The sequence below is a fragment of the Streptomyces sp. NBC_00659 genome, from assembly GCF_036226925.1.
GTDB lineage: Bacteria > Actinomycetota > Actinomycetes > Streptomycetales > Streptomycetaceae > Streptomyces.
Genome location: NZ_CP109031.1, coordinates 7,158,442 through 7,172,807, shown reverse-complemented (window position 1 = coordinate 7,172,807; position 14,366 = coordinate 7,158,442). Strand labels below are relative to the sequence as shown.

General features: G+C 72.4%; 14 protein-coding genes and 1 pseudogene. 5 read left to right on the top strand and 10 right to left on the bottom strand.

What is annotated here, in order from left to right:
- Positions 1–55: 55 nt before the first annotated feature.
- Genes OG410_RS31310 through OG410_RS31290 form a run of 5 tightly spaced genes read right to left on the bottom strand, consistent with a single transcriptional unit; the run spans position 56 to position 4,193 of the window.
- Positions 56–1,441, bottom strand: a complete 1,386-nt coding sequence (locus tag OG410_RS31310) for a cytochrome P450 (RefSeq protein WP_329302155.1) — start codon at positions 1,439–1,441, stop codon at positions 56–58.
- A complete protein-coding gene (locus OG410_RS31305; RefSeq protein WP_329302154.1) occupies positions 1,438–2,040 on the bottom strand; it encodes a GTP-binding protein in 603 nt (200 codons plus the stop codon). The genes OG410_RS31310 and OG410_RS31305 overlap by 4 nt, the downstream gene beginning before the upstream one ends.
- Positions 2,018–2,383 (bottom strand): DUF742 domain-containing protein, encoded by a 366-nt coding sequence (locus OG410_RS31300; RefSeq protein ID WP_329302153.1) that lies wholly within the window; start codon positions 2,381–2,383, stop codon positions 2,018–2,020. The genes OG410_RS31305 and OG410_RS31300 overlap by 23 nt, the downstream gene beginning before the upstream one ends.
- Positions 2,380–2,793 carry a roadblock/LC7 domain-containing protein gene (locus OG410_RS31295; protein WP_329302152.1) on the bottom strand — a complete coding sequence of 138 codons (414 nt, stop codon included), beginning with the start codon at positions 2,791–2,793 and terminating at the stop codon, positions 2,380–2,382. Before OG410_RS31295 ends, OG410_RS31300 begins: the two co-directional genes overlap by 4 nt.
- On the bottom strand, positions 2,790–4,193 hold the full coding sequence (locus OG410_RS31290; protein ID WP_329302151.1) for an ATP-binding protein: 1,404 nt from the start codon (positions 4,191–4,193) through the stop codon (positions 2,790–2,792). Before OG410_RS31290 ends, OG410_RS31295 begins: the two co-directional genes overlap by 4 nt.
- Positions 4,194–4,399: 206 nt before the next feature.
- Here OG410_RS31290 and OG410_RS31285 point away from each other — a divergent pair, with 206 nt between their 5' ends.
- Both OG410_RS31285 and OG410_RS31280 read left to right on the top strand, forming a co-directional pair.
- Positions 4,400–5,371 (top strand): helix-turn-helix domain-containing protein, encoded by a 972-nt coding sequence (locus OG410_RS31285; protein ID WP_329302150.1) that lies wholly within the window; start codon positions 4,400–4,402, stop codon positions 5,369–5,371.
- A gap of 191 nt (positions 5,372–5,562) precedes the next feature.
- A complete protein-coding gene (locus tag OG410_RS31280; RefSeq protein ID WP_329302149.1) occupies positions 5,563–6,432 on the top strand; it encodes a LysR family transcriptional regulator in 870 nt (289 codons plus the stop codon).
- A 47-nt stretch (positions 6,433–6,479) separates the two neighbouring features.
- Here OG410_RS31280 and OG410_RS31275 read toward each other — a convergent pair whose 3' ends face one another.
- Complete coding sequence (locus tag OG410_RS31275; protein ID WP_329302148.1) at positions 6,480–7,907, bottom strand: YhgE/Pip domain-containing protein; 1,428 nt, start codon at positions 7,905–7,907, stop codon at positions 6,480–6,482.
- A 456-nt stretch (positions 7,908–8,363) separates the two neighbouring features.
- Between OG410_RS31275 and OG410_RS31270 the strand changes: the two genes are divergently transcribed.
- Positions 8,364–9,500: a lysylphosphatidylglycerol synthase transmembrane domain-containing protein gene (locus OG410_RS31270; RefSeq protein WP_329302147.1), complete on the top strand. Its 1,137-nt coding sequence runs from the start codon at positions 8,364–8,366 to the stop codon at positions 9,498–9,500.
- Positions 9,501–9,556: 56 nt separating this feature from the next.
- Positions 9,557–9,700 (top strand): annotated as a pseudogene (locus OG410_RS31265) (DUF6177 family protein); the annotation flags it as partial.
- A 36-nt stretch (positions 9,701–9,736) separates the two neighbouring features.
- On the opposite strand, the gene msrB reads toward OG410_RS31265, so the two are convergent.
- From msrB to OG410_RS31245, 4 genes are all read right to left on the bottom strand, one after another.
- The gene (gene msrB / locus OG410_RS31260) at positions 9,737–10,144 is read right to left on the bottom strand and encodes a peptide-methionine (R)-S-oxide reductase MsrB (RefSeq protein ID WP_329302146.1); all 408 of its coding nucleotides are present in this window, start codon (positions 10,142–10,144) and stop codon (positions 9,737–9,739) included.
- 47 nt (positions 10,145–10,191) lie between these two features.
- On the bottom strand, positions 10,192–11,580 hold the full coding sequence (gene murC, locus OG410_RS31255; protein ID WP_329302145.1) for a UDP-N-acetylmuramate--L-alanine ligase: 1,389 nt from the start codon (positions 11,578–11,580) through the stop codon (positions 10,192–10,194).
- Positions 11,581–11,754: 174 nt separating this feature from the next.
- Positions 11,755–12,228, bottom strand: coding sequence for an indole-3-glycerol phosphate synthase (locus OG410_RS31250; protein WP_328446996.1), 474 nt, complete (start codon positions 12,226–12,228; stop codon positions 11,755–11,757).
- Positions 12,229–12,344: 116 nt separating this feature from the next.
- A complete protein-coding gene (locus OG410_RS31245; RefSeq protein WP_329302144.1) occupies positions 12,345–13,154 on the bottom strand; it encodes a pyrimidine reductase family protein in 810 nt (269 codons plus the stop codon).
- On the opposite strand from OG410_RS31245, the gene zapE reads away from it, so the two are divergent.
- Positions 13,153–14,298, top strand: coding sequence for a cell division protein ZapE (gene zapE / locus OG410_RS31240; protein ID WP_443063818.1), 1,146 nt, complete (start codon positions 13,153–13,155; stop codon positions 14,296–14,298). The genes OG410_RS31245 and zapE overlap by 2 nt on opposite strands.
- The last annotated feature ends 68 nt before the right edge of the window (positions 14,299–14,366 follow it).

Genomic DNA, 14,366 nt, shown 5'->3' with positions numbered 1-14,366 from the left:
CTGGGGTCGGGTTCCTGGGGCCCTGTGCCTGATGTCCGGCCTCACCGGGACCGGGTCATTCCCCGCGCCACCAGGTCACCGTCCGCGCCCAGGCGCTCCGCGGGCGGCCGGCCTCCGGGGTCCAGGGCTCGAACGCGGGCGGCGGGAAGGGTTCGGTCGACGATCCCTCCGGGCTGTCCCTGCGTCCGTACTCGGGCCGTCCGTCCCCGGAGCGTCCATTCCCGGAGCGTCCGACGGCCGGGGCGGGTGGGAAGCTCACCGGCAGGGCGGCGAGCGCGCGGTGGAACGGGCCCGGACGCCACCGGAGCTCCTCCACGGGAACCGTCAGCTCGATGTCGGGGATCCGGTCCAGGAGTTTCTCCACCGCGACGGACGCGATCAGTCGTGCCGGCCCCTGCGCGGGACACGTGTGCGGACCGGCGCTCCACGCCAAGTGCGCCCGGTTGCCCGTGCGCTGACGGTTCGTCAGTGTGGGGTCGGTGTTCGCAGCGGCGAGGCTCACCACCAGCGGATCGCCCGCGCGCAGGGGCGTGCCCTCGTACACGACGTCGTACCGCGGATAGTGCACGGCGTAGTTCGCGATCGGCGGGTCGGTCCAGAGCACCTCGTCGAGGGCGTCCTCCACCGGCAGGGTCCCGCCGGACAGGTCGCCCGCGAAGCGGTCGTCGGACAGCAGCAGGCGCAGGCCGTTCGCGATCAGGTTCTGCTGCGGTTCGGTGCCCGACCCCATCAGCACGGCGAGGGTGTGGATCAGCTCCTCGTCGGTGAGCGCGGCCGGGTGTTCCATCAGCCAGGACGTCAGATCAGGCGCCGGTCGGCGCCGCTTCAGCGCGACCAGGTCGACCAGAGTGGCGATGAGCAGCTCGTACGCCTTCTCGGCGTCCACCCCGTCGAACATCCCGGACATGCCCTCGACGAGCCGGACGCCGTGCCCGGTGGGGCAGCCGAAGAGGTGGTTGAAGACGAGCAGGGGCAGGACCTGTGCGTACTCGCCGAGCAGATCCGCCGTGCCGAGCGGCGCGAACCGGTCGATGAGGGTGTCGGCGCTGCGTTCGGCATAGCCGCGCAGCGTGCCGGACTCGACGCGGGCGAGCGTGTCGGTGATGACGCCCCGCAGCCGGGCATGCTCCTCGCCGTCGGTGAACAGGGCGCTGGGCCGGTACGTCATCATCGGGAGGACCGGGCTGGCCGCCGGGACGGTGCCGTCGGCGAGGTCCTTCCAGTGCCGCGGGTCCTTGGAGAAGGTCTCCGGGCTGCGCAGGACGTGCAGCGCGGCGTCGTACCCGGTGACAAGGGTGGCCCGGACGCCGGGGGCGAGCTCGACGGGCGCGGTCGGTCCCGACTCCCGCAGCAGCCGGTAGACCGCCGTCGGATCGGCCGCGAACTCCGGCCCGTACAGGGACTGACGGGCCGGGCAGCCGGGGGGAGGTACGGCGTTCACACGTTCTCCAGTTCGCCGGTGCGGGCCAGCAGATGAGTGACGAGGGCGATCAGGGTCTCGGTGGCGGAGACCCGGTCGCGGGCGTCGCAGCGCAGCAGCGGGGTGGAGGGCAACAGGTCGAGGGCCTCGCGCACCTCGTCGAGGCTGTACGCGGGCCTGCTGTCGAAGTCGTTCAGGGCCACGGCGTAAGGGAGCCCCAACTCCTCCAGCAGGCCCATGACTTCGAAGGAACGGTCCAGGTGGCGGGTGTCGGCGAGAACGAGCGCGCCCAGCGCTCCGCGCGTCAGGTCCCGCCAGAGTCCGGTGAAGCGCCGCTGCCCCGGGGCGCCGAACAGGTAGAGGACCAGGGTGTCGTTGAGGGTGACGCGGCCGAAGTCGAGAGCGACCGTGGTGGTGGTCTTGTCCCGGGATCCCGTCAAGTCGTCGACGAGGAAACCGGCTTGGGTCATGACCTCCTCGGTGCGCAGCGGTCGTATCTCGGAGAGCGCGCCGACGAACGTGGTCTTCCCGACCGCGAAGTGGCCCACGACCAGCAGCTTCACGGCGGTCCGCACGCCCTCGGGCAGATACGCGGTCTCAGAGGCGGGAGCGCAGTCCATCGAGCACCTCCTTGAGGATGCGGATGTCGGACGGCGGCCCGGCGGAGGGGATCGGCGCGCGGGTGACGAGGTGACCGCTGTCCATCAGGTCGGCGACCAGCACTTTGGTGACGCTGACGGGCAGCTCCAGATGGCCCGCCACCTCGGCCAGCGACAGGGCCCCGGGCCGGCACAGCTCCATCAGCCGCCGTGCCTCGGGGCTCAGCCCGGTGAGCGGCGGGCCGGCGGCGGCGATCAGCAGCGTGACGAGGTCGAGGGTGTTGCGTGAGGGCTGCGAGCGGCCGCCGGTGACGACGTACGACCGCACCAGCCGTTCCCCGGGACGACGTCCGGGCGGTGTCATGCCGGGCTGCCGGTGTCCTTGCGGGCGGGGCTGGTCAGCTCCTTGCCGAGCCGGTCGACCATCTTGTGCATGCGGTAGCTGACCGCCTCCATGTCGACGTCCTCGGTCGTGGACACCGCGAGGTGGGTGCCCTCGCCCGCGGCGACGAGGAAGACGTATCCGTGCGCGAACTCGATCAGGGTCTGCCGCCAGGGCGCGTCCGGGCTGCCGCAGAACTCGGCGGTGCTGCGGCTGATCGACTGCACGCCGGACAGGCCGGCGGCCAGCCGCTCGGCGTCGTCCCGGCCGATGTCCGCGGAGTGGGCGCGGAGCATGCCGTCGGTGGACAGCAGGATCGCGTGCCGGGCCTCCGGCACCTTCAGGACCTCGTCGAGCATCCACCCCAGCTCGTTGGTCATGGGCGCGGTCATCCCAGTGTGCTCCCTTCGATCGAGTGGGGTGTTCCGTACGGGGTCTCGGGGGCGTGCGGCGATTGCGGGACGGCCGGAGTGCCGGTGGTGTCCTGCTCCGCGCGGCCGAAGCGGGTACCGCGGGCGAACGCCCCCATGCGCCGGGCGTTCTCCTCGGCCGACCGTGCGCTGACGTCCTCGGCGGGCACGAGGGGCACAGTGGGCACGGTGGCGGACTGTCCCGCGAGGCCCGGCGGCCCCGGGACCCGGCGCCGCCGTTTCGGCAGGCCACCGGCCGTCGTCGTCTCGACGGGCTCGGCCGCCCGCCGGGTGGGAAGCACCGGCGGCGCGCCCGTCGGCCTTCCGGCCGTCGGTGAGGGCCCTGCCCACGGGGGCACCGTCACGGCCGGGGCCGGATGCGTGAGCAGCGTCGTGGGCAGGAAGACCACCGCGCGCACCCCGCCGTACGGGGACCGGGTGTCCACCGAGACGCTGAATCCGTACCGTGCGGCGAGTACACCGATGACGGCGAAGCCGAACTGCGGAGGGTCGTCGAGCCGGGTCACGTCCACCAGGTCGCGGCCGGTCAGCAGTCCGGCCGCGCGCTCGACCGCCCCGCCGTCCATGCCGACACCGGCGTCGTCGACGACCACGCAGGCACCGTTGTGCGCCGACTGGACGGTGACCTCGACGGTGGCGTCGGGCTGTGAGTGGCGTGCCGCGTTGTCCAGCAGTTCGGCGACGGCGAGGACGACCGGTTCGACGGCGCGGCTCTCGACGGCGACGTCGACCTGTCCGTTGACGCGGACGCGCCGGTAGTCACGGACGCGGGAGGTCGCGCCCCGCACCACCTCGATCAGCTCGGAGGTACCACGCTGCCGTCCGGGCCAGGAGCCGCACAGGACGGCGATGGCCTGTGCGCGGCGGCCGAACTGGGCGTTGGTGTGGTCGATCTCGAGCAGGTCGCGCAGGACGTCGGGGTGATCGTGCCGGTCCTGCATCTCGGCGATGGACACCTGCTGCTCGTTGGCGAGGGCCTGGATCGAGCGCATCGACGCCTTGAGCGCGGACTTCGCGGACCGGTCGGCCCGCGCCTGTGCGTGTCCCACCGCCTCCGAGAAGCGTTCGAGGACGCCGTCGAGGTGCTTCGCGAAGTCCGTGCCGGCCAGGCGCGCGTCGAGCAGAGCGGTGGGCGGGGCACCCGGGCTGACGTACTGGTGCGGGGTGTCCTCCAGGGTGGGCAGGCGGACCTCGGCCAGGTGGCGCAGCTCCTCGTCGCGGGCGCGCAGGTCCTCCGTGAGATCGTCGGTCCGGCGGCGCTGCCGCGAGCTGATCCCGCGCTGGCGCAGCAGCAGCACGGTGACGGCGAGCAGTCCGGCCGCCAGGCACCAGGACGCGGCCTCCGGTATCCGTTCGGTCATGGTCCTCAAGTCCTCTTATGCGGAAACGCATTGCTGGGGCACGAGCTGGAACAGTGAGGGATGTGGTGCGAGTTGGCGGGGCGCATGACGGTAGCCGCGCGTCGGCGTTCACGCTTTCTCCTGCGCGCAAGGAAGTTGCCGCCATGCGCACCGGCTGTGTGCACTAGGCTGACACCGCGTAACTGCCCTCACCCGCACGGGAGTCGATGGTGGCCTTGCCCACGGGGAACTACCTGGTGGAAGCCCGGTCGACGGGTGCGGTGGAATCGTCGGAGCGGACCGACTTCTGGAGCGAGCACATCGGCTCGTACCAGTCCCGGATGGGCTACCGGTACAGCCGCACGGACGACTTCCGCGGCGAGACGGTCCGACAGCACACCGAGGCGTACCAACTCGTCAGGTTCCGGTCGGACGAGATCGAGTACAGCAGGACCGCGGGGCAGATCCGTGAGGATCCCGACGGGGACTACCGGTTACTGCTGCCGCTGACCGGGCAGATCCTCCTGCGCCAGGACGGTCACGAGGCACGGCTGACGCCGGGGACGGGCACGATCGTCTCGTTCGGGTCGCCGTTCCAGTGTGTCCAGGACGCCGCCACGCAGGCGTTCGTCCTCACGATCCCGGCCCGCGAGCTGGACGGCCCCCTGAGCCGCAAGTCGCCGCTGGCCACCGGCCTCGACCTGAGCAGGGGCCTCGGCCGTGTCGTCCGCTCGATGGTCGACGGTCTGTACGCCGAGCGCGGCGATCTCACCGAGGCCCAGTTCAACGCCGTGTCCGACCGGGTGGTGGAACTGCTGTGCATGCTCACCACCGGTGACGACCGCCCCGACGGCGCCCGTCATCTGTCCGACGTGGAGACGGTGGTGCGCCGCCACGTCCGCGAGAACGCCGCCGACCCCGGCCTCACCGGTACGTCCATGGCCCGCGCGCTCGGCTGGTCGCTGCGCCAGATCCAGCTGGCCCTTCAGCACGCGGGCACCACCCCCCGCGACCTGATCCGCGAGGAGCGGCTGCGGCTGGTCCGCGAACGGCTCCGGTGCGGCGACTGCGAGCGACTCACGATCACCGATCTGGCCTACGCCTCGGGGTTCTCGTCGGCGAGCGCGCTGAGCACCGCCTTCCGGCAGCGCTTCGGGGTGAGCCCGCGCGAGATGCGCAACGGTGTCCGCGGGACGTGACCGCGCACCCCGTCCCCTCCCCATCCCCTCCCCCGTACATCCACCCGTCCACGCCTGCCCCGGCCGCCGCTTCCGCCGCCCCCACGGACGATCACGTCCTGGGACAATCGGTACGGACGATCGGCACAGGACGGAATCCCGCTCCAGTACGGGATCCCGGTACGCGACGGGCTGCTGCCCCGGGAGTGGAGATGGATCTGCGGCAGATGGAGGTCGTGGTCGCGGTGGCCGAGGAGGGCGGTTTCACCGCCGCGGCCCAGCGGCTGCACGTGGTGCAGTCCGCCGTGTCGAGCGCCGTCCTCGCGCTGGAACGGGAGCTGGGCACCCCTCTGTTCGACCGCACCACGCACCGGGTGGTCCTGACCTCGGCGGGCGAGGCCTTCGTCCCGGCGGCGCGCGCCACTCTGCGGGCGGCGGAACAGGCGCGGGCGACCGTCGACCTGGTCCGGGGGCAGCTGCGGGGGCGGGTCACCATCGGCACGGCGCAGGGTGTCTGGGCCGACCTCCACCGGCCGCTGGCCGCGCTGCGGGCGGAGCATCCGGGCGTGGTGGTGCGGTTGCGGCAGGGGTCCATGACCGACATCCGGCACGGGCTCCGCGAGGGCAGCGTCGACCTGGCCGTGGTCGCGCTCGACCGGCAGCGGCAGCGCGGCCTGGTGACCCGGCTGCTGTCGTACGAGGAGATGGTGCTGGTGTCCGCCCCGTCACGCCCGCTCGCCGGGGCCGGCCCGGACGGCACGGTCACCCTCGCCGAGGCGGCCCGGCTGCCGCTGGTGGACTTCGCGCCGGGCTCGGCGATCCGCCTCTGCGTGGACCGGGCGTTCCGTGCCGCCGGTGTGGAACGGGAGGCGGTCTTCGAGGTCGACGACATCGTGGCCGCGGCCGAACTCGTCCGCGACGACCTGGGCGTCTGTGTCATGCCCACCTCGATCGCGGGACGGTTCCCGGGCCTGGGCACCCACGCGTTCACCCGGCACGCCCCGCACTGGAAGATCATGATGGTGCACCCCCGTGGCGATCCCCCTCCCGCGGTCCGCGCGCTCCTGCGCCACCTGACCTGAGGACGGGCCCGAGGACGGGCCCGACCGCGCGTGAGCCGCCGGCCCGGTCAGGTGGACGCCGCGGGACGGGTGGCCGGGCGGGTGGGCGGCTGGGGGGTCAGTCGGTCCAGGCCCCTGCGGTCGTAGTAGTGGGTCATCACGAAGCCGAAGACGAGGGCGAGCACGGCGCCGACGGCGATCATGAGCCAGGCGCGGCCGAGCCCGGCGTCGGCCCGCGCGTCGAAGAAGAGGATGGCGCGCACCCCGTCGCTGAGCTGGCGCATGGGCTCGAAGACGGACAGGAACCGGTAGAAGCCGGGGACCGCCTGGAGCGGGACGGTGGCGCCCGAGGACGGCAGGCCCAGCACGATGAACACGAACATGGACACGAGCTGCCCGATCCCGCCGAACGCCGCGTTGATCGCCTGGACGCCCAGTCCGACGGCGAGGCTCGCGCAGTAGGAGTAGATCCACAGCAACGGCAGGTGGGTGGCGTCCATGCCCAGGATCGCGACGGTGGCCAGCATGACCAGGGAGACCGTGAGCACGGTGATCCCGGCGGTCATGACCATCTTCAGGAGCAGGGTCTGGGTGCGGCTGATCGGCACGGTCGGACGGCGGGTGTGCCAGGGGCCGATCTCGTTGTCGGCGTAGCCGAGGGCCGTGTCGACGCCGGTGCTGATGAGGTTGCCGCCGAGGAAGCCGGCCAGCACCAGGAGCAGGGTGTAGTAGAACGCGCTCAGCCCGAGGCCGCTGTGCGTGCCGATGGGGTGCCCGATGCGGGTGACGACCTGGACGGGGTCGGCGAGGAGCAGCCGTGTCGTGGCGTCCGCCTGCGCGGTCACCGGGGACGCCGTCAGCTGCTTGCCGATCGTCGTGGAGGTCTGCTGGGCGGCCGCCGTGGTGATCCGGCTCGCGAGGGACGAACCGAGACTGCCCGTACCGGGGTTGGTCAGCACCGTCATGGTGGGCCGGACCGTGGCGTTCGCCGTGGTCAGCGCGGTCAGCGAGTCGGTGAAGTTCCGGGGGACGACGAGAGCGCCGTAGATCTTGCCGGAGGCGAGTTCATCCTGGGCCTGAGCGCGGGTGAGCCTGCGCCAGCGCGCGGTGCCGGAGGTGTCGCTCGCGACGACGGCCGCGGTGACCTGGGTTCCCACGTTCTGCCGCTGCCCCGGAGGCGGTTTGCCGGTGTCCTCGTTGACCAGGCCGATCGGCAGGTGACGCAGATGCCCGTTGGGGTTGACGATGCCGCCCATGTACAGCAGCGACAGCAGCAGCGCGAGCAGCCCCGTCAGCACGGTGGGCACCAGCCACAGCTTCGGGTGGCGTAGGAGCGTGGCGGCGCGCGCCTGAACAGGGGCACCGGCGGGGGCGGCCGCGCCGGTGCCGGTACCGTCGCGGCCGCCGGGGCGGGTGACGGCGCCGTCGCCCGTGGACGCGGTACCCGTGGGGTCCTCGGCGCCGTCGTCCGCGGGGTGATTGCTGTCGGCGTCCATGGTTCTCCGTAGGTTCCGGGGCGGCACGGGAGCGGCGATGGGCGCGCGGCCCCCGGGCCGGGGAGTCCAGGGCCGCGCGTCAGGCCAGGATCGGGGGTGCGCGGGTGCCTCGGACGGCGACTCGCCGACTCCCCGGGCACGGACGTCCGTCACCGGGTCGGCCGGACTCACGCCACCTGGATCCACCGGGCATCCGGCACCGGGGTCGTCGACGCAACCACCGGGGACCACCACCGGGGACCGCCAGGCATCCGGCGCCGGAGTCGACACCTCGGCCGTGGCGCTCCCGCGCCGTTCCCCTCCTTGCCGGACGCCGTGTCGCTCACGCGCTGGTCCCCCTTCCACTCCCGGACACCGTGGCGTCACACCGGGCGGGCACGTTTCCCCCGTCCCCGTTGCTTCGCCTTGGATCCGTCCGTCCGTACCCGGGCGTGACGCGGAAGGACAACGTGCGCCGTGTCCCTGCCTCCGCTCGACAGCCTCCCCGCCCCCACGCCCACAGCGGCACCGTCACCCACACGCACCACCACCCCCGCGGCCGGCGACGTGTCCTGCCCCGACCACCCCGCATCGGCGCACTCCCCGTCGACGCAGTCGCCTCCGGCCACCTGCCCGCCGACAACCACCTGCCCCCCTCCCGCTGCCGCCCGCCCCACGTCCCTCTCGCGCCTCACCCGCCTGGTGGTGACGCTGTTCCCCCTGCTGTTGATCGGGACGTGGGCGGCGCTGGACCGGAGCGCCGTGCTCGACGGCGTCGCCCGGCTGGGTGACGCCGATCCCTGGTGGCTGCTGGCCGGGCTCCTCTTCACCCTGCTGGGCTGGGTCGTCGCCGCGTGCGTCCGGCAGGGCGCCCTGCCGGAACGGCTGCCGCCCGGCCTGCTGCTGGCGTCGCAGTTGGCCGCCGGCGCCGCCAACCACGTGCTGCCGGCGAGCATCGGCGCCCACGCGGTCACCCTGCGCTTCCTGCGGGGCAGAGGCATACCCCTGGCTCGCGCGACCGCCTCGCTCGCCCTGTATTCGCTGGTCAAGCCGGTGGCGAGGATTCCGGTGCTCATCGTCTTCCTGATCGCCGTCGGAGACACCCTGCGGTTCGGCGCGCTCGCCCCGGACCGCTCGACGCTGCTGGCGGCGGCAGGAAGCGCGGTGCTCGGTCTCACGACCGTCTGCCTGCTCGTGACGACGGTCCGTCCGCTGCGCCGCCCGGCCGTCGACTTCGTTCGCACCGCGCTGACCGATGTACGGATCCTGCACACCCGGCCCAGCCGCGTGCTCGCCCTCTGGGGCGGTTCGGCCGTCGCCCCGGTGCTCCAGGGGAGCACGATCGCGGCGGTCGGCTTCGCGCTCGGGCTGCCGCTGTCGTGGGCTCAGGTGGTGTTCGCGCTGCTGATCGCGAGTACCGCCGTCGGCGCCGTACCCGCACCGGGCGGAATCGGCCCCGTGGACGCGGCCATGGTCTTCACGATGGTCTCGCTGGGCGCCCCGACGGGCCTGTCGACGGCCACCGTCATCGGCTACCGCGTCCTGACGGTCTGGATCCCGCTGCTCCCGGGCACGCTCATCCTGTCGGCCCTGGTGCACCGCAAGGTGCTGTGAACGGCGAAGGGACGGCACACGGCCGGTTCTGACAGGACAACAGCCGCCGTGCCCACGCCCTCAGCCCGCCCCTCGGCCCCACCCCTGTCCAGCTCGGCCCCGCCGCCGAACCCGCTCTGCACTACCCGATCGGCGACGGCACCGACCCCCGCGGCTGGGCCCTCCACCAGCTCGCGCAGCATCTGAAGCGGATCTCATGAATCCGGAGATGGACGACCGAGCAGGCGAAGAGAGTCTCAGCCCTCGTCCGGCGTCAGCCGCAGCGAGATCGAGTTGATGCAGTACCGCTGGTCCGTCGGCGTCGCATACCCCTCACCCTCGAAAACATGGCCGAGGTGCGACCCGCAGCGGGCGCACCGCACCTCCGTCCGCATCATTCCGTGCGAACGGTCCTGGATCAGTTCGACGGCGTCCGAGTCCTTCGGGTCGTAGAAGGACGGCCAGCCGCAGTGCGACTCGAACTTCTCCGTGGAGGTGAAGAGTTCGGCGCCGCAGGCGCGACAGGAGTAGACGCCCGTCGTCTTGGTGTCGGTGTACTCACCGGTGAAGGCGGGCTCGGTGCCGGCCTTGCGCAGCACCGTGTACTCGGCCGGGGTCAGCTCCGCTCGCCACTGCTCGTCCGGCTTTTCGATGTCGTACGACATGAAGCTCAACCCCTCACGTTCAAGGAGGCCCCGCTGAGGGGCCACGGTCACTCGGCCAGGCGGGCGAGGATCTCGGGTCCGAGATCCGTCACGTCGCCGGCGCCCATGGTGAGAACGAGATCACCGGGCTTCGTCATTCCCGCGAGGACGGACGGGACCTCGGCCTTGTCGTGGACCGGCGTCACCTCCGCGCCCGCGGTCCGCGCGGACTGGATGATCAGCTCGCTGGTGATCCCGGGGATCGGGTCCTCGCGGGCGGGGTAGATGTCCAGGACGACCGAGGCGTCCGCCAGCGACAGGGCCTCGCCCATCTCCTTGCCCAGCTCCTGGGTGCGGGAGAACAGGTGCGGCTGGAAGACCACGAGGATGCGGCCCGAGGCGCCGGCGCGCATGGCCTCCAGGTCGGCGGTCATCTCGGTCGGGTGGTGCGCGTAGGAGTCGACGACCTGGACGCCGGCCGCCTCGCCCTTGAGCTGGAGGCGGCGCTTCACGCCGGTGTACGAGGCGAGCGCGGGGGCCAGCTCGGCGGCCGGGACGCCCAGGGCGACACCCGCGGCCAGCGCCGCCACGGCGTTGTGCGCGTAGTGGCGGCCGGGTACGGAGACCGCGAAGGTCAGCTCGGCGCCGTCCAGCAGGACCGTCACCTCGCTCTTCAGGCCCTGCGGGACCACGGAGAGCACCCGGACGTCCGCGTCGGCGGACTCGCCGTACGTCACGACGCGCACCCCACGGCCGGTGACACGGCGGGTCAGCTCGCGGGCGCCCTCGTGGTCCGCCGAGATCACCAGCGTGCCGCCCTCGGTGACACGGTCCACGAACGTCTCGAAGGACTCGTAGATCTCTTCCATCGACGCGTAGTTGGCGTGGTGGTCGAGTTCGACGTTGAGGATGATCGCGACCTCGGGCGCGTACTTGTGGAAGCTGCGGTCCGACTCGTCGGCCTCGGCGACGAAGATCTCGCCCTCGCCGTGCAGGGCGTTCGAACCGGGGGCGTCGAGGTCGCCGCCGATGGCGTACGACGGGGCCAGGCCGAGCGAGGACAGGGACACGGCCAGCATCGAGGTGGTGGTCGTCTTGCCGTGCGTGCCGGCGACCGCGATCGGGCGCAGGCCGTCCATCAGCCGGGCGAGGGCGTCCGAGCGGTGGACGACCGGGATGCCGAGCTCGGCCGCGCGGGCGAGCTCCGGGTTGTCCGCGCGGATCGCGGAGGAGACCACGACACAGGTGGCGTCGGGGGCGAGGTGGCCGGCCGCGTGCCCGATGTGGACCGTGGCGCCCAGCGCGCGCAGCGCCTCGGCGGTGGCGGACTCCTTCGCGTCGCTGCCCGCCACCTGGGCTCCACGCTGCGCGAGGATCTTCGCGATGCCCGACATCCCGGCGCCGCCGATGCCGATGAAGTGCGGTCGGTCCATCGCGGTAGGAAGGCCGGGTGCCATGCGTGTATCTCCCCAAGATCCGGTACGAAGGTGGGCGCGTTCTCCCGAGGGGAACGCGGGCCCAGCCTATTGGGTGCGACGGACAGCGCCTCACAAGGGACACCGGCGGACGGGCCCCGGGCGCCAGGGACACGCGCCCGGGCCGCTCTCATGCCCCCGGAACCGGGAGCCCGCTCACGCCTTGCTGTGCGAGAAAAGCTTCAGGACCGGCACGCCCACCTTGTGGCGGGCCCGGGAGGCCCAGTCACGGTGGAAGAACTCCTCCACGTAGTGGGGGTCGGTCAGCACGATGACCTCGTCGGCCTCCACCTCGTCGACCAAGGTCTTCAGCGCGTCGAGGGGGTGGTCCTCGATGAGCCGGCCCTCGGCCGTGCTGCCGGAACCGCGCAGCGCCACCAGCGACACCTCCAGTGCCCGTTCGCCCTGACTCGCGGCCTCCTCGCCCTCCGGCGTCTCGCCCTCGCGGGTCGCCTCGTCGAGCTCGCCCATCGCGACGTCGTCGATGGCCCGCAGCAGCCGGTCCGCCTGGTCGCCCCGGGGCTGGAGGAGCACGTGGAAGGCGACTGTCTCGTCACCGTGCAAGGTGGTGACGAACTCCACGTCGGCGGACGTCAGGGCCTTCTCGATCATCAATACGCTCGTGAACACGACAGGCGCCCTTCTCGTCCGTGGGCCGTCCCGGCCCCCTGCGGAAACCATCCTGCCCCGTGACAGCACGGGTACTGCGCGAATTAGTGTGCCCGTCGGAAGAGAAACGGAATCTACTATTCCGACTGTCGGCCGGACCGACCGTACCGGCTGTACAGGAACCCGGCCTCTTCCAGCAGGGACACCAGTCCGAACTGCTGGGGAACCGGCACCGAAGGCCCTCCCGCGATCCGCTGGGCGTCACCCGCGGCGAGCATCGGGGCCAGCGTCAGGCACATCTCGTCCAGGACACCGGCCGCGATCAGCTGGCCCAGCAGCCTCGGCCCGCCCTCGGTCAGCAGCCTGGTGTGCCCGAGGTCGCCCAGGGCCCGTACGGCACGCGCGGGATCGATCCCCACGCCGTCCCCGGCGATCACCACCCGCGCACCCGCCCGCTCGGCCTCGGCGACCCGGTCCGGGGCCGCCGCGGCACCGGTCAGCACCAGCGTGGGCACCAGGGGCGAGGTGAACAGCGGCAGCGAGAAGTCCAGGTCGAGGCTCGCCGTGACCACCGCGATCGCGGGAGCGGGGCCCTGCCCGGCGGCCTCCCGCAGCGCCGCGAAGGCCTCACGCGCGCGGGCCGGCCGGTAGCCCTCCTGCCGCACCGTCTCGGCTCCGACGACCACGACGTCCGCGAGCCCCCGGAGCACACCGAAGATCCTCATGTCGGTGGCGTTCGAGATGGGCTGCGAGCGCCCGTCGTGCTGGGCGGCGCCGTCGAGCGTGGAGACCATGTTGGCCCGGAGCCAGGGCCACCGGACCTCGGGATAGGCGTACGCCTCCGCCAGCTCCCCGAGCTCCCACTCGCGTTCCGTCACATCCGCCCCCGAGGCCTCGGCAGAGGCCTCGGCTGCTGTTTCATGGGTCACAGGGAACAGGCGTCGCATGACGTGCAGTCTGGCACGGCGCATAGAGTGGGGAACCGTGTCGTCCACCTCCACCGCCTCCGCGATCGACCCGATAGCCGAAGCGGCCCCGCTGTCCCTGTGCGCCCGCGAGCCGCACGTCCCCGCCGACCGGCTCGTCGCCGAGATGGTGCCGCCGCCGCGCTTCGACTCGGTGCGCTTCGCCACGTACATCCCGGACCCGAACCAGCCGAGCCAGATCGAGGCCGTAGGCATCCTCGAAACCTTCGCCGGGGGTCTCGGCGGGGCGCACGCCGTGGGTACGCCCAAGCGGAGGCTGTTCGGCCGCGGCAAGGCCCCGAAGACGCCGGCCGGTCCCCGGGGTGTCTACCTGGACGGCGGTTACGGCGTCGGCAAGACCCACCTCCTGGCCTCGCTGTGGCACGCGACCCCGGCGGAGCCCGCGCTCAAGGCGTTCGGCACCTTCGTCGAGCTGACCAACCTGGTCGGCGCGCTCGGCTTCCAGAAGACCGTGCAGACCCTCTCCGGGCACCGCCTCCTGTGCATCGACGAGTTCGAACTCGACGACCCGGGCGACACCGTCCTCGTCTCCACCCTGCTCGGCAAGCTGGTCGACGCGGGCGTGGCGCTCGCCGCCACCTCGAACACGCTTCCGGGGAAGCTCGGCGAGGGCCGGTTCGCCTCCGCCGACTTCCTGCGGGAGATCCAGGGCCTGTCCGCGCGTTTCCGCTCGCTGCGCATCGACGGCGAGGACTACCGCCACCGCGGGCTGCCCGAGGCGCCGTCCCCGTTCTCCGAGGAGCAGGTCACCAAGGCCGCGTACGCCACCGACGGCGCGTCCCTCGACGACTTCCCGCATCTGCTCGGCCATCTCGCCCGCGTCCACCCCAGCCGGTACGGCGCCCTGACGGACGGGATCAAGGCGGTCTGCCTCACCGACGTCCAGCCCGTCCCGGACCAGTCGACGGCGCTGCGGCTCGTCGTGCTCGCCGACCGGCTGTACGACCGCGAGGTACCGGTCCTCGCCTCCGGAATGCCCTTCGACCGTCTGTTCAGCGAGGAGATGCTGAACGGCGGCTACCGCAAGAAGTACTTCCGCGCGATCTCCCGGCTGACCGCGCTCGCCCGCGACGCGAAGGGGCTCGTGGAGCACCCGGGAGCCTAGGGTCTGCCGTTCGGATCATGCCGCGGGACGCGGGGCGGGGCACCAGGAGCCCCTCCCCGCCGACCCGG